The organism is Pseudonocardia nematodicida, assembly GCF_040105385.1.
GTDB lineage: Bacteria > Actinomycetota > Actinomycetes > Mycobacteriales > Pseudonocardiaceae > Pseudonocardia > Pseudonocardia nematodicida.
The window spans coordinates 157,197-177,236 of sequence record NZ_JBEDNQ010000008.1; the positions used below are offsets into that span (position 1 = coordinate 157,197).

General features: G+C 73.4%; 19 protein-coding genes and 2 pseudogenes. 15 read left to right on the forward strand and 6 right to left on the reverse strand.

Annotation, left to right across the window (positions count from 1 at the left end; all coding sequences use genetic code 11):
- Positions 1-8: 8 nt before the first annotated feature.
- Both WIS52_RS19715 and WIS52_RS19720 read right to left on the reverse strand, forming a co-directional pair.
- A complete protein-coding gene (locus WIS52_RS19715) occupies positions 9-1,172 on the reverse strand; it encodes a thiolase family protein (protein ID WP_349299777.1) in 1,164 nt (387 codons plus the stop codon).
- A gap of 14 nt (positions 1,173-1,186) precedes the next feature.
- Complete coding sequence (locus WIS52_RS19720; protein WP_349299778.1) at positions 1,187-1,594, reverse strand: Zn-ribbon domain-containing OB-fold protein; 408 nt, start codon at positions 1,592-1,594, stop codon at positions 1,187-1,189.
- Between the two features lie 178 nt (positions 1,595-1,772).
- On the opposite strand from WIS52_RS19720, the gene WIS52_RS19725 reads away from it, so the two are divergent.
- The 7 genes from WIS52_RS19725 to WIS52_RS19755 are packed head-to-tail and all read left to right on the forward strand — an operon-like array spanning position 1,773 to position 7,305.
- Positions 1,773-2,768 (forward strand): ABC transporter substrate-binding protein, encoded by a 996-nt coding sequence (locus WIS52_RS19725; protein ID WP_349299779.1) that lies wholly within the window; start codon positions 1,773-1,775, stop codon positions 2,766-2,768.
- Positions 2,769-2,796: 28 nt separating this feature from the next.
- Entirely contained in the window at positions 2,797-3,630 is an 834-nt protein-coding gene (locus WIS52_RS19730; RefSeq protein WP_349299780.1) for an ABC transporter permease, read from the forward strand.
- 37 nt (positions 3,631-3,667) lie between these two features.
- A complete protein-coding gene (locus WIS52_RS19735) occupies positions 3,668-4,483 on the forward strand; it encodes an ABC transporter permease (RefSeq protein WP_349299781.1) in 816 nt (271 codons plus the stop codon).
- Positions 4,480-5,082, forward strand: a complete 603-nt coding sequence (locus tag WIS52_RS19740) for a carboxymuconolactone decarboxylase family protein (RefSeq protein ID WP_349299782.1) — start codon at positions 4,480-4,482, stop codon at positions 5,080-5,082. The genes WIS52_RS19735 and WIS52_RS19740 overlap by 4 nt, the downstream gene beginning before the upstream one ends.
- On the forward strand, positions 5,079-5,645 hold the full coding sequence (locus WIS52_RS19745; protein WP_349299783.1) for a hypothetical protein: 567 nt from the start codon (positions 5,079-5,081) through the stop codon (positions 5,643-5,645). Before WIS52_RS19740 ends, WIS52_RS19745 begins: the two co-directional genes overlap by 4 nt.
- The gene (locus WIS52_RS19750; RefSeq protein ID WP_349299784.1) at positions 5,642-6,577 is read left to right on the forward strand and encodes an MBL fold metallo-hydrolase; all 936 of its coding nucleotides are present in this window, start codon (positions 5,642-5,644) and stop codon (positions 6,575-6,577) included. Before WIS52_RS19745 ends, WIS52_RS19750 begins: the two co-directional genes overlap by 4 nt.
- Positions 6,574-7,305, forward strand: a complete 732-nt coding sequence (locus WIS52_RS19755; protein WP_349299785.1) for an EthD domain-containing protein — start codon at positions 6,574-6,576, stop codon at positions 7,303-7,305. The genes WIS52_RS19750 and WIS52_RS19755 overlap by 4 nt, the downstream gene beginning before the upstream one ends.
- Positions 7,306-7,506: 201 nt before the next feature.
- On the opposite strand, the gene WIS52_RS19760 is transcribed toward WIS52_RS19755, so the two are convergent.
- Together WIS52_RS19760 and WIS52_RS19765 are read right to left on the reverse strand one after the other, a co-directional pair.
- Positions 7,507-9,087, reverse strand: coding sequence for a carboxylesterase/lipase family protein (locus WIS52_RS19760; protein ID WP_349299786.1), 1,581 nt, complete (start codon positions 9,085-9,087; stop codon positions 7,507-7,509).
- On the reverse strand, positions 9,084-9,509 hold the full coding sequence (locus tag WIS52_RS19765) for a VOC family protein (protein WP_349299787.1): 426 nt from the start codon (positions 9,507-9,509) through the stop codon (positions 9,084-9,086). The genes WIS52_RS19760 and WIS52_RS19765 overlap by 4 nt, the downstream gene beginning before the upstream one ends.
- Positions 9,510-9,756: 247 nt before the next feature.
- On the opposite strand from WIS52_RS19765, the gene WIS52_RS19770 reads away from it, so the two are divergent.
- From WIS52_RS19770 to WIS52_RS19805, 8 genes and pseudogenes are all read left to right on the forward strand, one after another.
- Positions 9,757-10,485, forward strand: a complete 729-nt coding sequence (locus tag WIS52_RS19770; RefSeq protein ID WP_349299788.1) for a GntR family transcriptional regulator — start codon at positions 9,757-9,759, stop codon at positions 10,483-10,485.
- Positions 10,486-10,657: 172 nt separating this feature from the next.
- Positions 10,658-10,954 carry a Dabb family protein gene (locus WIS52_RS19775; RefSeq protein WP_349299957.1) on the forward strand — a complete coding sequence of 99 codons (297 nt, stop codon included), beginning with the start codon at positions 10,658-10,660 and terminating at the stop codon, positions 10,952-10,954.
- A 181-nt stretch (positions 10,955-11,135) separates the two neighbouring features.
- Positions 11,136-11,909, forward strand: a complete 774-nt coding sequence (locus WIS52_RS19780; protein WP_349299789.1) for an SDR family NAD(P)-dependent oxidoreductase — start codon at positions 11,136-11,138, stop codon at positions 11,907-11,909.
- 59 nt (positions 11,910-11,968) lie between these two features.
- A complete protein-coding gene (locus WIS52_RS19785) occupies positions 11,969-13,546 on the forward strand; it encodes an FAD-binding oxidoreductase (protein ID WP_349299790.1) in 1,578 nt (525 codons plus the stop codon).
- Positions 13,547-13,591: 45 nt separating this feature from the next.
- A complete protein-coding gene (locus WIS52_RS19790; RefSeq protein ID WP_349299791.1) occupies positions 13,592-14,722 on the forward strand; it encodes an alpha-hydroxy acid oxidase in 1,131 nt (376 codons plus the stop codon).
- Positions 14,719-15,498, forward strand: coding sequence for an SDR family NAD(P)-dependent oxidoreductase (locus WIS52_RS19795; RefSeq protein ID WP_349299792.1), 780 nt, complete (start codon positions 14,719-14,721; stop codon positions 15,496-15,498). The genes WIS52_RS19790 and WIS52_RS19795 overlap by 4 nt, the downstream gene beginning before the upstream one ends.
- A 78-nt stretch (positions 15,499-15,576) precedes the next feature.
- Positions 15,577-16,509 (forward strand): alpha/beta fold hydrolase, encoded by a 933-nt coding sequence (locus tag WIS52_RS19800; protein ID WP_349299793.1) that lies wholly within the window; start codon positions 15,577-15,579, stop codon positions 16,507-16,509.
- 128 nt (positions 16,510-16,637) lie between these two features.
- A pseudogene (locus WIS52_RS19805) lies at positions 16,638-17,438 on the forward strand (IS481 family transposase); the annotation flags it as partial.
- Between the two features lie 193 nt (positions 17,439-17,631).
- On the opposite strand, the pseudogene WIS52_RS19810 reads toward WIS52_RS19805, so the two are convergent.
- Both WIS52_RS19810 and WIS52_RS19815 read right to left on the reverse strand, forming a co-directional pair.
- Positions 17,632-18,535, reverse strand: a pseudogene (locus WIS52_RS19810) (IS3 family transposase).
- A gap of 250 nt (positions 18,536-18,785) precedes the next feature.
- On the reverse strand, positions 18,786-19,652 hold the full coding sequence (locus tag WIS52_RS19815; RefSeq protein ID WP_349299794.1) for an ABC transporter ATP-binding protein: 867 nt from the start codon (positions 19,650-19,652) through the stop codon (positions 18,786-18,788).
- Positions 19,653-20,040 lie beyond the last annotated feature (388 nt).

Below are 20,040 nucleotides of genomic sequence, written 5' to 3' on the forward strand. Positions count from 1 at the left end.
GGTCCATGTCAGCCGGCCCGCAGCACGTGCACCGTGCAGGCGCCGTGGTCGAGACCGGCGATGCCGCCACCGGTCACGTGGGTCAGCGCCGTGCGGGCCCCCTCGACCTGCCGGTCGCCCGCGGTGCCGGTGAGCTGCCAGAACGCCTCGGCGACCTGGGCGGTGCCGCTGGCCCCGACCGGGTGCCCCTTGGCCAGCAGGCCGCCGCTCGGGTTGACGACCACCCGGCCGCCGAAGGTCGTCTCGCCCGAGCGGAGCAGCTTGCCGGCCTCGCCCACCGGGCACAGGCCGAGTGCCTCGTAGTAGATGAGCTCGGCGATGCTGAAGGCGTCGTGCAGCTCGACGACGTCGAGCTCGTCGGGGCCCATCCCGGCGGCCTCGTAGGCGTCCCTGGCCGAGGCGAAGGTGATCTCCGGATGGAGCATGTCGCGGGCGCCGAGGTCCATCTCGCCGGAGTGCAGGACCGACGCGAGGATCCGGACGGCCGGCCCGTCGAGCTCGGCCCGCGCCCGATCGGACACCAGCACCACCGCCGCCGCACCGTCGCCGGTCGGGCAGCACATGAACAGCGTCAGCGGGTCGGCGATCGGGCGGGACGCGAGCACCTGCTCCGCGGTGACCTCCGAGCGTAGCTGGGCGTAGGGGTTGCGCGCGCCGTGCCGGCGGGCCTTCACGCTGACGGCGGCCAGGTCGTCGATCGTGCCGCGCTCGTGCAGGTAGCGGCGGGCCCGCATCGCGTACAGCGCGGGCATGACCATCCCGCGCCGGACCTCGGGGTCCTCGGTCACCAGCGGCAGCGTGCCCCCGCCGAACTGGGTCAGCTTCTCGACCCCGACGACCAGGACGACGTCGTACTCGCCGGCGGCCACCGCCCGGGCGGCCAGGTGCACGGCGCTGGCGCCGCCGGAACAGGCGTTGTCCACGTTGACCACCGGGAGCCCGCCGAGCCCGATCTCCTTGAGGACGCGCTGGCCGGTGAGCATGCCGCCGAAGCTGTGGCCCACGAACGCCGCCCGGACCCGCTCCCGGCCCAGCCCGGCGGCCGCGAGGGCGTCGAGAACCGGTCCGACGGCCAGTCCCGCGTAGCTCGACCGCCGGTGCCGCCCCATCGGGATCATGGCGGCGCCGACGACGTGGACCGGCGCCGGGAGGGCGGCGCTCCCCGTGCTCACGGCGCTCCCCGTGCTCACCGGGCGTCCTTCGTGAAGCTCCAGTCGTCCGCACCCTCGGTCGCGACGACCCGCACGACGTCGCCGACCGCCCACTCGGCCCCGACCGGGTCGAGCAGGCCGAGCACCCGGACGCCGCCGTCGCCGGCACCGTCCATGTCCACGTAGCCGAGCGCGTACGGGGTGTCCCGGGTGGCGGAGACGTGGACCCGGGTCCACGAGTACAGGACGCCCGACGACCCGACCGGGGCCTCGGCGGGCCGGCCGCCCGCGCAGACGTGGCACGTCATCCGGGCCGGGAACGCCCGTGCGCCGCACCCGGCGCACACCGATCCCAGCAACGCGAGGTCGCCGGACGGCGTCGTACTGGTCGAGGGCCCGGCAAGCAGGTCCTCGAGCGGGTCGCTTGGCTGCGTGGCGTGCATGAAGGGCGAGCCTAATGTCGACACTTATCGGGGTCAATGCCGCCGCCGGTGCGCTCACGCGCTCCCGGAGCGACCTTCGAGCGGTGTTGACACCCGCAGGTGTCGACAGTATTTTTCGGCGAGTCGCCCGTCACACCTCGAGCGAGACGGAGCGCGGAATCCAACGGAGGGTCCCACCATGCGCAGGTCCGTCAGACGCCGGAGAAACCTGGGAGTGCTCGCGGCCGTCGCCGTGGCCACCAGCCTGCTCGCCGCCTGCGGGAGCGGCCAGGCCGACACCACCACGAACCCCGAAGGGCTCACCGAGATCACCTTCGTCCGCTCGACCGGAGCCACCTTCGAGGGCCTCTACATCGCCCAGGAGCAGGGCTACTTCGCCGAGGCCGGGCTGGACGTCGACATCGTCGCCGGCTCGCCGGACACCTCGCAGCACATCCCGATGGTGCTCAACGGCGAGGCCGACCTGACCATGGGCGATCCGGCGAACCACCTGACGGCGATCTCCCGGGGCATCCCGATCCGGTACGTGACGCAGATGCAGGCCGCCGTCGCCGACCAGACCGTGACCGACGGTGTGCTGGTCCCTCCGGGCAGCCCCGTCCGGTCCGGGAAGGACCTGCAGGGCAAGCGCGTCGGCGTCCCGGCGCTGGGCGGCTGGATGGAGATGAACGTCCGGTACGCCATCGAGACCGACGGCGGGGACCCGACCGACGTCCAGCTCGTCGCGCTCCCGGTCGCGTCGCTGCAGGAGGCCGCGACGAAGGGCGACGTCGACGCGGTGACGCTGTTCCCGTCCTTCTACCAGTCCGCCCTGGAGTCCGGCTTCACCGCGCTGCACAAGGGCACCACCGACTTCCCCGGCCTGCCGACGTCGACCGTGATCGCCAGCTCGGAGTGGCTCGCCCGCAACGGCGAGGTCGCCGACGCGTTCGTCACGGCGATCACCCGGGGGCTGGAGTACGCGAACGAGAACCCGGACGCGGTGCGGGCCGTCGACGCGGAGTACACCCAGATGGACGCCGAGACCATCGCGAACCGGGTGATCCCGAGGTTCGTCCCGGTCTTCGACGAGCAGGCGGTGACCGACGCGGTGAACCGCATGTCCGCCTACGGGATGCTCGAGAACGAGATCGACATGGGCGCGGTGTTCTGGGAGAACGCCCCCGTCGAGTAGCGCCGACCGGCCAACGGAGGAGTACCGAATGGCAACCACCACGGCACCTGCCGGGGTCACCTCGCAGGCGCGCCGCGCGCCGCGCGGCACGTGGTCGCGCCTGCGCCGCCGGGGGTCGCAGGCCGCGTTCTTCGCAGCGGTGCTGGTGGTCTGGATCGGCGTGCGCCGGCTGGACCTGCTGCCCGAGCTGGCCCTGCCCGACCCGGTCGCCGTCGCGGGGGAGTTCGCGGACCTGGTGACGACCGCGGCGTACTGGACCGCGATCGGGGAGACCCTGCGGTCGGCGGTCTTCGGCCTGGGGGCCGCGATCCTCGTCGGGGTTCCGGTCGGCCTGGTGCTGGGCACCTACCCGCTCGCGGACCGCTCCACCCGGGTGGTGGTCGAGGTGGGGCGGTCGTTCCCGGTGATCGCGGTACTCCCGGTGCTGCTGCTGGTGCTGGGGGCGAACCTGCAGACCAAGGGCACCGTGGTGTTCCTCGCCTGCGTCTTCCCGCTGATCATCCAGGCCCAGTACGGCGCCCGGAGCCTGTCCGCGGCGATCGAGGAGACGGTCCGCAGCTACCGCATCCCGCGCCTGCTGAGGTTCCGCAAGGTGGTGCTGCCGGCCGCGGCCCCGTCGGTGATGACCGGGCTGCGACTGACCAGCACGATGGCCGTCCTGGTCTCGATCGGTGTCGAGATCCTCACCCCGGTGCCCGGTATCGGCGGCGAGATCGTGCAGGGACAGCTCGACGGCAACTCGCCCGTCGCCTACGCCTACATCCTCACCGCCAGCGTCATCGGCTACTCGATCAACCAGCTCTCCCAGGTGTCCGAGGCGCGGCTGCTGGCCTGGCGGCCGCCGGCCGACCTGGACGACTGACCCGGCCGTCGGCCGACCACGGAAGGACCGAACCGAGATGACGACGTCGACGGTGCGCGCGGCGGCGCTGCAGCTGTGGCTGCCCGTTCTGGTGGTCGCGGCGCTGTTCGTGGCCACCGCCAACAGCGGTTCCTACTACTTCCCACCGCTGACCGAGGTGCTCGCCGCCCTCGTGGACGCCTTCGTGGGCGGCGGGCTCCTCGACGACCTCCTGTTCAGCATGCGCAACGTGCTGGTGGGCCTGGCGATCGCGATCGTCGTGGGCGTCGGGCTGGGCGTGGTCATCGGGGAGAGCGACCGGCTGCGCGTGGCGTGCCAGCCGTTCCTCGACCTCATGCGGTCCACCCCGATGGTCGCGTTCGTCCCGGTCTTCATCCTGACCTTCGGGATCGGCTCTGCCCCCAAGGTCCTGCTGATCGCCATCGGCGCGACCTGGCCGATCTTGTGGAACACCATCGCCGGGGTGCACGGGATCTCACCCGCGGTGCGCGAGTCCGTGCGCTCCTACCGCATCCCGGCCGGCCTGCGGCTGCGCAAGGTGCTGCTGCCGGGCGCCTCCCCGCAGATCTTCGCGGGCATCCGCATCTCGCTGGCCGTGTCGCTGGTGCTGATGATCGTCAGCGAGATCTACGGCTCCCCGAACGGGCTGGGGAACTTCGTCCTCGTCGCCGGCAACTCCTTCCGGGTGACCGACACCTGGGCGGGCACCATCCTGATCGGCGTCATCGGCTACCTCATGACGCTGGTGCTCATCGCCGTGGAGCACCGGGTCCTCGGCTGGGCCCGCCAGCGCCCACCGCGCGAGCGGCGCGCGGCCGGGGCGCGGGTGCCGGCGGGGAAGGTGGCGGCATGACACCCACCGACCCGTCCGGGGCCCGGCTCGAACCCGTCGACCGCGCCTCCTACCTGCGGCTGCACGACGAGCTCGGCACCGAGCCGGTCGCCGAGGCCGCGGTCGCCCTGAACATCACCCGCACCTGGGCGCACAGCCCCGGCCTGATGACCGCGCAGGCGCCGCTGCAGCACTACCTGATGTTCGGCTCGGCGCTGTCGCCCCGGATCCGGGAGGTCGCGACCATCCGGATCGGGTGGCGGTGCAGCGCCCCCTACGAGGTGCACCAGCACCTGCGGTTCGGCCGGGAGGCGGGCCTGACCGACGCCGAGCTCGCCGCGCTGCTGCGCGAGGACGCCGCCGGCGCGGTCGGATTCTCCGACGCCGACCGCGCCGCGATCCGGGTCGCCGACGACCTGTTCGCCCACCAGACCCTCACCGAGGACACCTGGGCGCTGCTGTGCGAGCAGCTGGAGCCGGCCGCCCGGCTGGACCTGCTCTCGCTCGTCGGTCGCTACTGGACGGTGTCGGTGGTGACCAACGCGCTGCGCGTGCAGCCGGAGGCGGGCGGGCCACCGGTCGTCGACGGGGCGCCGTCGCAGTACGGCAACCTCCGGTGACCGTCCACCGCTACGTCATCGGCATCGAGCCGGACCCGGACCTCGACCCCGCGACGGTGCGGGCCTTCGCCGGCTACTACGACGGCGTCCACATCCCCGAGGTCGTCGCGCGCAACACCGGCTTCCTACGGGGGCGCCGCCTCGAACGGGTCGACGGTCCCGGCGGGGGCCACGGGGGCCCGCGGTGGGTCAGCGTCTACGAGCTCGCCGACGGGCGGGCCGCCGGGACCTACCTGGGCGAGCAGCGCGAGGCCGGTCGCGGGCGGGCCTACACGCCGGGGGCGGTGCCCTGGTCCCGGATGCCGGTGCGGTGGCGGCTGCTGCTGCGCCAGGACGGCGGCGCCGACGGCCCGGGCGACATCGGCGACACGGGCACGGTCGCGGTCCGGCTGGCGCACGGGCGGCCCCTCGGGACGTGGGCCGGCACCGGGCACACGGTCGCCGCCGAGCTGACCGGACGGATGCCGGAGGTGTCCTGGGTGGCGCTGCGGGCCTGCGACGACGGCGCGGCCGCACCGGCCGCCGACGAGTTCTGCTACCGGGTGCCGGGAGGCTCACGATGAACCGGACCAACGCGTTCCCCACGCCGGCGCGCCAGTCCCCGGACCTGGCGGACTACGCGCTCGGCGGGTCCTTCCGGGTCGGGGAGATCACCGTGCACCACCTCAGCGACGGGCTGGCGTTCGGGCCGCGCCGCAACTGGTTCACCGGCATCGACCCGTCGGTGTGGATGCCGGTGCTCGACCTCGAGGACCCGGACACGCCCTTCCCACTCAACTACGGGCTGTTCGTCGTCGTCGGACACGGGGTGGTCACCCTCGTGGACAGCGGCTTCGGGCCGGAGGCGCAGCGGCTCGGCGGCGCCCGCGGCGGGAACGAGCTGCGCACCCGGCTGCACGAGATCGGCATCGGGGCCGACGACGTGGACCACGTCGTGCAGACGCACCTGCACGCGGACCACTGCGGGCAGCTCGTCACCGACACCGCGCAAGGGGCCCGCCCCACCTTCGGCCGGGCCACCGTGCACGTGCACGCCCGTGAGCTGGAGCACTGGACAGGCGCGACCACCGACGACAACTTCATGGCGCCCTACGTCCGGTCCCGGATCGGCCCGGTGCGCGACGCGGGGCGGGTGTCGACGTTCACGGCGTTGACGCGCATCGCCCCCGGCGTCGTCGCGCTGCCGGTGCCCGGCCACACGCCCGGGCACACGTGCGTGCTTGTGTCCGACCGGGACCGGCACTGCCTGCTGGTCGGGGACCTCGCCCACCACCCCGTGCACTTCCGCCACCACGACTGGTTGCACGCTTTCGACCACGACCCCGCCGCCTCGGTGGCCGCGCGCGCTGCGCTGTGCGAGCTCGCCGTCGGGCTCGACGCGGTGGTGACGGCGCCGCACATGCCTGTCCTCACGCTCGGCCGGATCGGCCGCGACCCCGGCGGGGGCTACTCGTGGACCCCGGTGGACGCCGGGGGGACGGGCGGGCCGGTGTGACGCCGTATCTGCTGCTCGTCGGTTCCGACGACGACGACCCCGCGGGCCCGGAACGCGATCCGGGCCGGGCGGTCCTCGATGACGCCGTGCTGTTCCAGCGGACGCTGCCCGCGCTGCTGGAGCGCCACCCCGGTGTGGCCCGGGCAACCGGCTACCGGCTCGCGGTGCCGGACGTCCGCGGCGACCGCGGCCCGTCCCGGCTGCTCGTCCTCGAGGTCGCCGACGACGGCACGCTGGAGACCCTGCTGACGTCGCGGGCGGCACCGGAACCGCCGGCCTGGGCGGCGGCGGTGGCCGGGCCGGACCCGCGCTGGCTGGTCGCCTGGTGGCGCCGGCCGGGCTGGAGCGGGTCGGCCGGGGACCGCGCGCACCCCTACCTCTTCCTCGTCGGCATGGACGTGCCGGCGGACGCCGACCCCGGGCAGGTGGCGGCGTTCCACCGCTTCTACGACGCCCCGCACGTGCCGGAGGTGGTCGACATCCTCGGGTTCGACCGGGGGATCCGCTACGAGCGGCACCGGTCCGTGCGCCACCACCCGGGCCCCGACGCGCCGGCCTACCTGGCGGCCTACGACGGTGCCGAGGACGTCGTCCGGGCCGCGGAGCACCCGGAGCGGGCGGCCGGGTTCACCACCGCGGGGCCGTGGGCGTGGGAGCACCGCGAGACCCGCTGGCGGCTGCTCTACCGGCGCACCGGCGGAGTGCTGCGACTGCCCCGGAGCAGCTGACCCGCTGACGTCGCACCCCGGCGCAGCTCGTGGCACCCCGCTGCACTTCGCGGCGCCCCGTGGTGTCTCGTGGCACCCCACGCACGGGGTGCCACCGGCAGCGACGGGGCGCCGCGGTGGTTACGGGAGGCGGCGTGCGCACGACGCCGGGCCACACCCGCTGGCCGCGTTCACCCCTGCTGCAGCGGGGGCGGGAGCGGGTCACGGGGTGTGGCGGGGCGGGGCGAGCGCGTCCAGCACCGCCGCGCGGGTCAGCGTCCGGTGGCCGGGGGTGCCGCCGACGTGCATGGCGGCCGCCGGTGCCGCCGGGTCCAGGCACGGCCAGTCGGGCAGGCCGGCGCCGTTCGGGTCGTGCGTCGTGACGAACCGCGCCCAGGTGTCGCCCAGGACGCGGGCGAGCTCCCGGTCGGCGTCGGTCCAGTCCCAGGCCCGCGACCAGAGGTTGTCACCGGTGTAGGGCAGCTCGCAGGTGTGGAACGCCCCGAACCCGGCCAGCCCGTCCGCGGGCGGGTCGAGGTCGGCCCCGGCGGGCAGCGGTGGCGCGTGCTCGAACCGGTACGTCCAGGCGGGGGCGCCGGTGGTCGCGACGTGGGTGCGCGCCCACCGCAGGACCGGGAGGACGAACCGGGTGTCGGTCACGAAGTGCCGGGTGCTCGCGGCGGCTATCGCCCCCGAGCCGTCGGTGTCGTCGGGGCCGCCGGGCGGGTAGTGGGCCGCGAGCGCGCCGTCGTCGGCGTCGCGGAGGAACCGGCGCAGGTCCTCGCGCGTCGCCGTCGTGACGTAGGGCGAGCCCTCGTCGGCGGTGTTGCCGACCAGCAGCGGGACCGGCGCCTGGGCGCCGCGGGTGAACACCCGTCCGCTGTCCTCGGTCAGCACCCGCCCGTCCACCACGACCCCCTGCGGGGCGTCGACGAGGAAGGCCGTGGGCGGGAGGGAACGCAGCCGTTCGACCGGCAGACCGGCCAGGGCGCCCAGCGACTCCGGCCCCCGCCGCCGGGCGTCCTGCGGCGATGGCAGCGGGCCCTCCGGCCGGAAGACCCCGGACGAGCTCTGCCCGACGACGGCGTGGAACAACCCCCGCCCGAGCGGCGAGGCCATCAGATGGGTCGCGACGACGGCGCCGGCCGAGCTCCCGGCGAGCGTGACCCGGCCGGGGTCCCCGCCGAAGGCGGCGATCCCGTCGCGGACCCACTCCAGGGCGGCGACGACGTCGAGCAGGCCGTAGTTGCCGGTGGCGTCGAGCTCGTCCTCGGCGGCGAGCTCGGGGTGGGCGAGGAACCCGAGGGCCCCGAGCCGCATGCTGCAGGTGACGACGACCAGCCCCCGCGCGGCGAGCGCCGCCCCGTCGTGCACCTCGAGCCCGCCGTGGCCGAGGCGGAACCCGCCGCCGTGCAGCACGACCAGCACCGGCAGGCCGGCGCCGGGGCCCGGGTCGGGCGTCCACACGTTGAGGTATAGGCAGTCCTCGCTCATCACGAGCTCGCGGGAGTCGGCGAACCCGGAGTGCCACATGATCCGGGTCCGCGGCGGCAGCGACTGGACCGGCGCAGGCCCCGGCCGCACCGCCGGCAGCTCGCCGGACCAGGCCGGGGCGGGGACCGGGGGCCGCCAGCGCAGCGGGCCGGCCGGCGGAGCGGCGTAGGGGATCCCGAGGAACGCCGACACCCGCCGGGCACCGGTCCCCGCGACGGGGCCGGCCACGGAGCCCGCGGCGGTCCGGACGCGCACGGTCCCGGTCGGTGCGGTCCCGGTCGGTGTCCTCCCGGCCGTCGGTGCGCTCACCGGCTCAGCACCTCGATCAGGTTGCCCCACGGGTCGGCGACATAGGACACCAGCGCCCCCGGACGGACGACCTCGCGGGGCTCCATCCGCGGCGAGCAGCCGGCCGCCAGCAGGCGTTCGTACTCCCGCCGGACGTCGTCGACGCGCAGGCAGAAGTGCCCGTAGCCCAGCGTCAGCACGGCGTCCTCGGGGGAGGTCGGCTGCATGCCGGGCCGGGCGCCCGGGCGGTGCAGCAGCTCGATGCGGTACCCGCTCGGCTCGTGCTGGAGCATCACCGCACGCAGGTCCGTGCCCGGGACCCGGAACGGCGGGCCCGCGGTCAGGCCGAGGGCGTCGGCGTACCACACGGCGGCCTTGTCGAGATCCGCGACGTTGAGCCCGACGTGGTCGAAGGCCACGGCCTGGCGGGAGCTGTCGGACATGCACGGCCTCCACGGTGGTGCGGCTGTCCCCGAAAGAAGGGCTGAACTGCCCACACTTTAGTCGTTCATGACTCTGAACGGGGACATGTATCGATCAAGTGTCGACACAAGTGGACCCTTGCTCTGCTTACCTCCGCCGCGGCGGGCCTGCGACCCGCGGGACACGGGATCGCAGTCGCGGGCCGGTGCGTGACGGAGGAGGGGACCGCGCGAAACTGGCATGTCGCTGCGGAAGGATGGTCAGATCATGAGCGAGGTGACGGCGGAGCCGGTCTCCGACGTGCCGTACGACCCGACGGGCGAGATCTCGCGGCTGCTCAAGCTCGAGGACCGCCGCGAATCCGCCGTCGCCCAGATCGCGGTCTGGATCGCCGAGGGGATCGTCGTCGGCCGCCTGCACCCCGGGCGGGACCTCAACTCGGTGGAGCTGGCCGGCAGGTTCAACTCGAGCCGGACTCCGGTGCGCGAGGCGTTGATGCTCCTCGAGTCCGAGGGGCTGGTCGAGATCAAGGCGCGCAAGCGGCCCCGGGTCGCGTCCTTCCCGTCCGAGCGGGTGCGGGAGATCTACTTCGTGCGCCGGCGGCTGCTGGCCCTGGTCGGCGAGCTCGCGGCGCAACGAGCGACCGACGACGACATCGCCCTGCTCGGCGACCGGCTCGCCCGCATGGAGCGGGCCGTGGAGGCCGGCGACGTCGACGAGTACTTCTGGTGCCACGTCGACACCCAGGGGCACCTGCAGCGGATCGCCAGCAATCAGATCCTCGCCGACATCCTGGACTCGCTGGCACTGCGCACGCTGGTGTTGCGCCACACCTCGCTGGGGCAGGGGGAGCGGCTGCGCGAGTCGTTCAAGGACCAGGTGCGCATCCACGAGGCGCTCGCCGCCCGGGACAGCGAGCTCGCGGCCATGCTGCTGTCGCGCGCGACGCAGGCGGCGCTGGACGCGATCCTGGAGATGATCGAGTCGACGCTCTGACCGGTCCGCGCCTGGCCGGGTAAATGTCGACATAAGAACCCTCAGTTGGCCCCGATTCCTTGCTCTGTCCGAGATTTTGCATCATGTGTCGACAGAAGGCTGGTGCGCACCCGGTCGGGCGGCTAGCATCCTCGGCAGCTCCACGGCGGGCTCAGTGAGGAGTGGATCGGTGATGATGCGACATGTGGTCCTGCGCGCCTTCAAGGACGGCGTCACCCAGGAGCAGATCAGCGAGCTGGAGGAGCGCACCCGCGCGCTGGTCGCCATCGACGGTGTCCGCAGCGTCGTGACCGGCCCCAACCTCGACCTGGTCCCGCGCTCGGACGGGTTCCAGCACGTCACGCTCATCGACATGGACGGGCCCGACACGCTGCCGGCGTTCATCGCCGACCCGGTCCACCGGGCGACGGCCGAGCTCTCGGCACGGCTGGTCGGACGCTCGGTCATCCTCGACCTCGCCGTGGACTGACACGGCCCCGGCGGGCCGCGGCGTCGACACCCGTGGCGCCCGTCGCCCCGCCCGGCGCACCGAAGCGGCGAAGCGCAGCACCCCCCAGCGAACCGAACACGGCGGATCCCGACCCGGCGTCCGAGGTGGCGTGACCACCCGGACCCGGGCCGCCACGTCCGCATCAGAAGGAGCGAGACACATGGTCGAGCGGCTCAGCGGCAAGGTCGCGATGGTCACCGGCATCGGCTCCGGGATGGGCAGGCAGGTCGCGCTGCGCTTCGCGGCCGAGGGTGCCGAGGTCCTCGGCTGTGACATCGACGCCGACGCGGCGAAGGCGACCGTGGAGGCGGCCGCCGAGGCCGGGACGCCGATCGATTCGGTCCAGCCGGTCGACCTCACCGTGTCCGGGGACGTCCGTCGCTGGGTCGACGTGGCCCGCGAGCGCTTCGGCCGCGCCGACGTGCTCGTCAACGCCGGCGCGATCGCCCCCCGCACCGCCCCGTCGGGCGAGATGGACTTCGAGACGCAGTGGCGGCCCACCATCGCCGGCGAGGTCGACCTGGTGTTCCTGGCCTGCAACGAGGCGTGGCCGCTGCTGCGCGCGTCGGGGCGGGCGTCGATCATCAACCTGGCCTCGGTCAGCGCCTTCCGGGGCAGCAGGCAGATGGCGATGCTCGCGCACTGCGCCGGGAAGGGCGCGGTGCTGTCGATGACCAAGCAGCTCGCCGTGGACGGCGGGCCGCACGGCATCCGGGCCAACACGATCTCGCCCGGGCTCGTGCGTTCCGCCATGACCGCGGAGGCCGAGGCGGTCGACGGCGACCGCGCCGAGGCGATCCTCGCGCGGACCCTGCTCGGACGGATCGGGGTGCCGGACGACGTCGCGTGGTGCGCGGTCTACCTGGCCTCGGACGAGTCGAGCTGGGTGACGGGCGGCAACTTCCCGGTCGACGGCGGCGTGCTGGCGGTCTGAGCCGCCCCGTCCACCCCGGCCCCCCGGCCGGTCCCCCACCCGACAGCGAGAGGACGGCCATGACCACCACCGACGTCCGCGGCGGCCACGTCGACCTGGGCGAACCGGTCCGGCGGCTCCGCGAGATCGTGGGCGCCGAACACGTGCTCACCGCAGGCGACGAGCGCTTCGGCGAGTTCCGCGACCCCTTCCAGCCCGAGCAGTGGGACGAGCACACCCCCGCGGTCGTGGTGCAGCCCCGGACCACCGAGGAGATCCAGCAGATCGTGCGGCTCGCCGCCGAGCTGGGCCTCGCGCTGTGGACGAACGGGCAGGGCCGCAACAACGGCTACGGCGGCGCCGGGCCCCGGCTGCGGGGCTCGGTCACGGTCAACCTGCGCCGGATGGACCGGATCCTGGAGCTCGACGAGGAGCTCGGCTACGCCCTGGTGGAGCCGGGGGTCAGCTGGCTGCAGCTGCACGCCGCGCTCCGCGACGGCGGGCACCGGCTGCTGCTGTCGGTACCCGACATCGGATGGGGCAGCGTCGTCGGCAACTCGCTCGACCACGGGGTCACCTACCTCCCGCTCGGCGCGGACTACGCGGCACCGTGCGGGATGGAGGTCGTCACCGCCGACGGGGAGCTGCTGCGCACCGGGATGGGCGCGGTGCCGGGCAACCCGTCCTGGAACCTCTACAAGCGCGGGCTCGGGCCGTCGATCGACCAGCTGTTCATGCAGTCCAACCTCGGCATCGTCACCAAGATGGGGGTCTGGCTGCAGCCGTCGCCGGAGTACCTCATGCCGGTCCACGTCGTCGCCGACGACGAGCGGGCGATCGTCGGGCTCGTCGACACGCTGCGTGCGCTCAAGCTCGACGGGACCGTGACCGGCACGCCGTGCATCTTCAGCACGACCAGCGCGGCCGGCATGGTCTCCAACCGCAGGGACTGGTGGGACGACGAGGGACCGGTTCCCGACGAGGTGCTGGACCGGGTCGGGCGCGAGCTCGGCGTGGGGCGCTGGTTCCTGCGCCTGACCCTGCTGGGGGACGGGCCGGTCGTCGACCACCACTACGGGAAGGTGCGGGCCGCCTTCGAGGCGCTGCCCGGGGTGCGCGTCAGCGGCACCAAGGTCACGCCGGAACAGGCACCCGGGCTGGAGCACCCGTCGGACCGGGTCGTCACCGGGGTGCCGAGCCTCGACCTCGTCCGGATGGCGGAGTGGAACGGCGGCGACACCGGCGGGCACGTCGACTTCGCGCCGGTCGTCCCGCTGCGCGGTGCCGAGACCTGGGAGTTCATCCGGACCTTCAAGCCGATGGTCAACGCGGCCGGCCTGGACTTCAACCTGGTCGTGATGGCGATCAGCGCCCGCAGCGGTCTCTACGTCAGCGGGAGCAAGTTCGACACCACCGACCTCGCCGAGACCCGGCGCGCCTACGAGACCGCCCGCGAGCTGATCGCCGAGGCGGGGCGGCGCGGCTACGGGGTCTACCGCTCGCACCTGCACGCCATGGACCTCGCCGCCGAGCAGTTCTCCTTCAACGACCACGCCTACCTGCGCTTCGTCGAGAAGATCAAGGACGCCGTCGACCCGGCGGGGATCCTGTCGCCGGGCAAGCAGGGGATCTGGCCGCGCTCGATGCGCGACCGCTGACAGTCGCCATCCACAGCGGACCCGAGCGGCGAACAGGAGGGGCCGATGACGCCTGCCCGACTGGACTTCCACACCTACGAGGAACTGAAGGAACGCGCGCGCCGGGTGCTCCCACCGGTGCTGTTCGAGGACATGGTCAACGGTACCGGGCGCAGCCGGACGGCCCGGGCCAACGAGACGGCCTTCGACCGGGTCGACCTCGTCCCCCGGGCCGCGGTCGGGTGGCCGGAGCGGTCGCTGCGGACCACGGTGCTCGGGGCCGAGGTCTCGATGCCCGTGCTGGTCTCCCCGCTCGGGGCGTTGCGCCTGGTGCATCCCGACGGCGCCCGGGGTGCCGTCGCCGCGGCCGGGCGGGCGGGGACCGTCGCCGCCGTCTCCATGATGTGCGGGCACCCGGTGGCCGACGTCGCCCCCGCCGCGGCCGGGCCGGTGTGGCAGCAGGTCTACCTCTCGCACGGCTACGAGCGGTGCGCCCAGGTCATCGGCGAGGCGCGCCGGTACGGCTACCACGCGCTGGCCGTGACCGTGGACTGCCCGGTCTCGCCGAAGAAGCCGCTCGGGCTGAAGGTGTCGCCGTCGGCCGTCCTGCGGTTCGGGCCCCAGCTGGCGCGACGTCCACGGTGGACGGCCCGGTTCCTGCGCGACGGCGCCGAGCTGGCCGCGGCCAACGAGGCCATGGGCCCGCGGAAGAAGCAGACCGCGCTGTGGAGCGACATGGGCTGGCTCAAGGAGCAGTGGAACGGCCCCCTGGTCGTGAAGGGGGTCGTCACCGCCGACGACGCCCGGCGCGCGGTGGACTCGGGCGCGGACGCCGTCGTGGTGTCCAACCACGGCGGCATGTCCCTCGACGGGGCCCCGGCGACGGTGTCCGTGCTGCAGGACGTCGTCGCGGCGGTCGGCTCGCGGACCGAGGTCTACCTCGACGGCGGGGTCCGGCAGGGCTCCGACGTGGTGCGCGCGCTGGCGCTCGGGGCGCGGGCGGTGATGATCGGCCGGCCCGCCCTGCTCGGGCTGGGGCTGGCCGGGACCGCCGGCGCCGAGGCGGTCCTGGAGATGTTCCGCCACCAGCTCGACGTCGCGCTCGCGATGGTGGGCGTCCGGTCGGTGCACGACCTCGACGCCTCGTTCGCCCGCGCCCCCGAGGCGTGGCACGCGCCCGAGGTGGTGGGCGTGTGAGTGCCGCCGGCCCCCCGACCGGCGGCGCCCGGAGCACCCCGGTCGCGCTGGTCACCGGCGCCGCCCGCGGCCTGGGCCGCAACCACGCCCGGCGGCTGGCCGAGCGCGGTGCCCGCGTGGTGCTCCTGGACGTCCTCGACGACGAGGTGCGGTCCGCCGCGGCCGGGGTGCCCGGGGCCCGCGGCGTCGGCGTCGACCTGCGCGACGACGACCGGGTCGCCGAGGTCGTCGCCGAGACCGTCGAGCGGGAGGGCCGGCTCGACGTCGTCGTGGCCAACGCCGGCGGGGCGACGGGGTACGCGCCCGCCGGCGCCGGGGACGTCGCGACGTTCCGCGCCGTCGTCGACCTGAACCTGGTGAGCAGCTACGCCCTCTGCCGGGCGGCCGCTCCCGCGCTGGCCGCGCGGGGCGGTGGCCGGATCGTGCTCACCACCTCGAACACCGTGTTCCGGCACACCGACGACGTCCCCGCCGCCTACCTGGCGGCGAAGGCCGGCGTGGTGGGCCTGACCCGGGCGCTGGCCCGCGACCTCGGACCGGACGGCACGACGGTCAACGCCGTCGCCCCGGGCTTCACCCCGCACGCGGACATGTCACCGCGGATCCCGGCCGAGCGCGTGGCCGAGATGGGCGCCCGCGCCGTGGCCGCCCAGTGCCTGCCGCGCGGCGCCACCCCGGACGACGTCAGCTCGGCGGTGGCGTTCCTCGCCGGTCCGAACGCCGGGTTCGTCACCGGCCAGGTCCTCGTCGTCGACGGTGGCTGGGCCTTCACCTGAGCTCGTGAGCCTCTCCCGCACCACCGGCCGACCGGCGACACGACGGTCGGTCGGCGCATCGACCGATCGGAGTCAGCCATGACCCTGCGCACCGCCCTGTCCCGCCGCCACCTGCTCGTCGGCGGGGCCGGCCTCGCGGCCACCGCCCTCGCGCGCCCGACCGGGCCGCCCGGGACCCCGCCCCCGGCCGCTCCCCGCAAGGACGACCTGACCCCGGTCCCGGTTCCGGACCAGGTCCCGGTCACCGAGGGCCGGGTCTCCTTCGGTGCGGGGGAGCTGTGGTTCTGGGACACCGGCGGCGACGGCGAGCCGGTCGTGCTGCTGCACGCCGCCACCGGCAGCGCGCTGTCCTGGAGCCACCAGCAGCCGGTGCTGGCCGGGGCCGGGTACCGCGTGGTCGGCTACTCGCGGCGAGCGCACCGCAACTCCGACCCGGGTCCGGCCACCGACACCGGGACCTACGCCGACGACCTGCACGCGCTCGTCGAGCACCTCAGGCTGGAACGGGTGCACCTGGTCGGCACCGCCGCGGGCGGGATCGCCGCGGCCGACTACGTCGTCAGCCGTCCGGAACGGGTGGCGAGCGCCGCGCTGACCTGCAGCCTGATCACCACCGGGGACACCGCCTACGTCGAGGACAGCTCGGCGCTGCGCCCGCCGCAGTGGGAGGAGCTGCCGCGCGACTTTCAAGAGCTCGGCCCCTCCTACCGGGCGACGAACCCCGACGGTGTCGCGACCTGGCTGGCGGAGGCGGCCCTGGCCCCGCCGGCAAGCGCCCGCCAGCGGACCCGGTCCACCGTCACCTCGGCGGCGCTGGCGGCCACGGGGGTGCCGCTGCTGCTGGCCACCGGGGACGCGGACCTCTACACCCCGCCGGCGATGCTGCGCCGGATCGGTGCGGGGGTCCCGGCCGCCGAGCAGGTGGTGTTCACCGAGTCCGGGCACAACGCCTTCTGGGAACGGCCGCTGCCGTTCAACCGGACCGTGCTCGACTTCCTCCGGCGGCTCTAGGTATACCGACCGGAGACGTTGGTCGAACTCGTGTGGCGATACGCTCTGACTGATCTTGAACGGGAGGACCTCTCGTGGTTCATGTGAAGCTGCCTGACGGCATCCACCCTCTGACTACCGGGGTCCTCGTGGTCCACGCTAACGCCCCGCTGTCCGAACGCGGCCGATTGCGCTTGGCGCGCCTGATCGTCGAGCAGCAGGTGCCGATCGCACAGGCCGCCGCCCGGTTCCAGGTCGCCTGGCCGACTCCGAGACGCTGGGCCGACCGTTATCGCCTCGACAGGGCGGCTGCCATGGCCGATCGGTCGAGTCGTCCGCACCGATCGCCGCGGGCGACGCCAGCGCCCACGGTGCGCCGGATCGTGCATCTGCGCCAGAAACAGCGGCCTCGGGCCGGTCCAGATCGCTGACCGGATCGGTGTCGCCCCCTCGACTGTTCACCGGGTCATGGTGCGGTGCCGGATCAACCGCCTCAACCACGTCGACCGCGCTACCGGCGAGCCGGTACGCCCTACGAGCATCCTGCTCCCGGGGACTTGCTGCATGTGGACGTGAAGAAACTCGGCAACATTCCCGACGGCGGCGGCTGGCGCTACGTCGAGCGCACCCAGGGCGATCTCAACCGGGCTGCGACACCGGGCAAGCCCCGCAACCGCCACCACAACCCGAAGATGGGCACGGCCTACGTGCACACCGTGCTCGATGACCACTCCCGTGTCGCCTACGCCGAGATCCACGACGACGAGAAGGCCGCCACCGCGGTCGCGGTGCTAATCCGGGCCACGGCCTGGTTCTCCGAACGCGGGGTCACCGTTGCCCGGGTGCTCTCGGACAACGGGTCGGCCTACCGCTCCCACACCTGGCGCGTCACCTGCACCGAGCTCGGCATTACCCCGAAACGGACTAGGCCCTACCGGCCCCAGACCAACTGCGAGGGTGTGATCACGTCCGTTCCCGGGGTCGGCCTGACTCGTAGACCAACCGGCCCGCTGGTGCCCTGTTCCCGAAGCGTCGACCGGTCCCGGGTCCGGCGTGTTCGGGCTACCGGGTCCCTGAACCGCCCCGGTTTCAGTGGAGGCTCTGGGGTGCCCCGGGTTCCGCGGAGTCGCGTGGCTGGAATCTCTAGGCCACGACGATCTTGTTCTGAGTCTCGAACTCTAGCGGTGAGAGCCAGCCCAGGGCGCTGTGTCGGCGGCGCCGGTTGTGCCAGATCTCGAGGTACTCGAAGATCGCGTTGGCCAGCTCGATGCGGGTCTTCCACCGCCGTCGATCGACCAGCCGACGACCCGCCGGGAGTACACGTCCAACACGACCGCGCAGTACACCTTGCCCTCACGGGTGGGGTGTTCGGTGATGTCGGTGACCCACAGCTGGTTCGGGCCCTGGCGTGCGAAGTCCCGATGCACCAGATCCTTGGCGATCAGGTCCGGGCGCGGGCGCTTCCACCGCGGCCGCCCGGTCACCCCGCGGATGGCATTGCGGGCCATGAGCATCTCGACCGCGTTGTGCCCGACCGCGATGCCGCGGCCGAGCTCGGCGTGCACCCGTCGGGCTCCGTAGGTGCCTTTCGAGGCCAGGTGCACCTCGCGGATCCGGTCGAGCAGCCAGGCATGACGGATCGCCCGGGCCGACGGCGCACGAGTCAGAGCCTCGTAGTAGCCGGACTCGGCCACCCCGAGCACCCGGGTTGCCAGCTGCACGAACAGGTCCTCGCCGGCCATCACCGCGACCGCTTCGTAGATCCTTTTGGGGGCACCACCTTCCCCAGCAGCTCCGAGGCCCGGCGGTGGATCGCCAGCTCGGTCTCCAACTCCGCGATCCGCCGGTTCGCCGCCGTCAACTCGGCCTTCTCCGCGCTGGCCAAGCCCGGCTGCAGGCCCTTGTCGATGCGGTCCTGGCGGCGCCAGGTGTAGATCGACTGGGCGCTGATCCCGAGATCCCGTGCCACGTCGACGACCGGCCGTCCGGCCTCGACGAGATCGAGCACCTTGCGCCGGAACTCCGGCGGATACCCACGCCTGCCCACGAACCCTCCTCCAGGGCCACGTGACCAGAATTCCAGCTACCCGACTCCACCGAACCCGGGGTCAACCAGCCTCCACTGAAACCGGGGCGGTTCAACCCGGGTGGTTGCACGAGTACAACCAACCACCACAGACTCTACACCGCCATCGGCGGCTCACCCTCGATCAGCAGGTTGACCAACCTGTCCGGCAGTACAACTAGGTCCGGGCAGCACCGGAGTCCGGGCGGGCCGGCCCGCCCGGACCTCGGTGTCAGCCCGGCGTGTGCGCCGCGGCCGGGATGTCGTCGCTCGGGCCGAGCACCGGGGCGGGCGCCGCGCCGCCGCCACCCTGCTCACCGCGGATCTCCGCGAGCACCCGGGTGCGCAGCTCGGCGAACCGCGGGGTGGCCCGGGTGGTGATCTGATCGCGCTCGGGGCCGAGATCGATCGTCAGGTCATCGACGACGTGCGTGGGGCGGCCAGCGACCACGACGACCCGGTCGGACAGGTAGACGGCCTCGTCGATGTCGTGGGTCACCACGACCACGGTGATGTCGAGTTCGCGCCGCAGGCGCAGGACGAGGTCTTCCAGGTCGAAGCGGGCCTGGGCGTCGACCGAGCCGAACGGCTCGTCCATGAGCAGGATCGGCGAGCGGCAGGCGATGGCGCGGGCGATCGCCACGCGCTGCTGCATGCCGCCCGACAGCTGCCACGGGTACTTGTCCTCGACGTCCGGGAGGCCGACCGCGGCCAGGCTCTCGCGGGCGCGCGCGTTCCGATCGGACCGCGCGACGCCCATGCCCTCCAGCGGGAAGGCGACGTTGTCGCGCACTCGCAGCCACGGCATGAGCGAGCCCCGGTAGTCCTGGAAGACTACGGCGATCTCAGCCAGCGGCTCGGTGACGGCGCGCCCACCGATCGACACGGTGCCCGACGTCGGCCGCAGCAGGCCGGACAGGCAGCGCAGCAGTGTCGTCTTGCCCGCACCGGAGGGGCCGACGATGCAGACGAACTCGCCGGGCGCCACGGTCAGGGTGAGTCCGCGGAGCACCTCGTGGGCGGACTCGCCGGCTCCGAACGTCATGCCGACGTCGGTGACCACGAGGGGTTGGGCGGCGAGCGGAGGCTGTGGGGCCATGAGGGTGGTGTCCAGTTCTGTCGGCGATGGCAGAGACGACTTTACTGTCGACACAATTGAGCCAGCAAGGCCCAATCTCGCGCAAACATACTGAGTGTCGAGCCTTCTGTCGACACTGACCGGCGTTGTGGTTCCAGTGTTCCGGATCCGGCCGGCCCCTGGGAGCGGGTGCGGACCACACTCAGTGACAAGACCTCGATGTGCCTCGGATCGCCCTGACGCCTACGACCCCATCGTCGGCCTGCTGCTTCACGGCATCGCTGTCGGACCGCTGCCCGACGAGATCACCGTGCACCTCGACGCCGGCTACGACTCGGGCAGCAGGACGTTCTCCCCCCGGCCGGCTGAGCAGCCAGAAGGGTTTCGGTGTAGGCCAGCCGCGAGTGAT

Excerpts from the sequence above, each read along its gene's own strand:
- WIS52_RS19720 (WP_349299778.1), bottom strand. The coding sequence starts at position 1,594 with ATGCACGCCACGCAGCCAAGCGACCCGCTCGAGGACCTGCTTGCCGGG.
- WIS52_RS19725 (WP_349299779.1), top strand. The coding sequence starts at position 1,773 with ATGCGCAGGTCCGTCAGACGCCGGAGAAACCTGGGAGTGCTCGCGGCC.
- WIS52_RS19730 (WP_349299780.1), top strand. The coding sequence starts at position 2,797 with ATGGCAACCACCACGGCACCTGCCGGGGTCACCTCGCAGGCGCGCCGC.
- WIS52_RS19735 (WP_349299781.1), top strand. The coding sequence starts at position 3,668 with ATGACGACGTCGACGGTGCGCGCGGCGGCGCTGCAGCTGTGGCTGCCC.
- WIS52_RS19740 (WP_349299782.1), top strand. The coding sequence starts at position 4,480 with ATGACACCCACCGACCCGTCCGGGGCCCGGCTCGAACCCGTCGACCGC.
- WIS52_RS19750 (WP_349299784.1), top strand. The coding sequence starts at position 5,642 with ATGAACCGGACCAACGCGTTCCCCACGCCGGCGCGCCAGTCCCCGGAC.
- WIS52_RS19765 (WP_349299787.1), bottom strand. The coding sequence starts at position 9,509 with ATGTCCGACAGCTCCCGCCAGGCCGTGGCCTTCGACCACGTCGGGCTC.
- WIS52_RS19770 (WP_349299788.1), top strand. The coding sequence starts at position 9,757 with ATGAGCGAGGTGACGGCGGAGCCGGTCTCCGACGTGCCGTACGACCCG.
- WIS52_RS19775 (WP_349299957.1), top strand. The coding sequence starts at position 10,658 with ATGATGCGACATGTGGTCCTGCGCGCCTTCAAGGACGGCGTCACCCAG.
- WIS52_RS19780 (WP_349299789.1), top strand. The coding sequence starts at position 11,136 with ATGGTCGAGCGGCTCAGCGGCAAGGTCGCGATGGTCACCGGCATCGGC.
- WIS52_RS19785 (WP_349299790.1), top strand. The coding sequence starts at position 11,969 with ATGACCACCACCGACGTCCGCGGCGGCCACGTCGACCTGGGCGAACCG.
- WIS52_RS19790 (WP_349299791.1), top strand. The coding sequence starts at position 13,592 with ATGACGCCTGCCCGACTGGACTTCCACACCTACGAGGAACTGAAGGAA.
- WIS52_RS19800 (WP_349299793.1), top strand. The coding sequence starts at position 15,577 with ATGACCCTGCGCACCGCCCTGTCCCGCCGCCACCTGCTCGTCGGCGGG.
- WIS52_RS19815 (WP_349299794.1), bottom strand. The coding sequence starts at position 19,652 with ATGGCCCCACAGCCTCCGCTCGCCGCCCAACCCCTCGTGGTCACCGAC.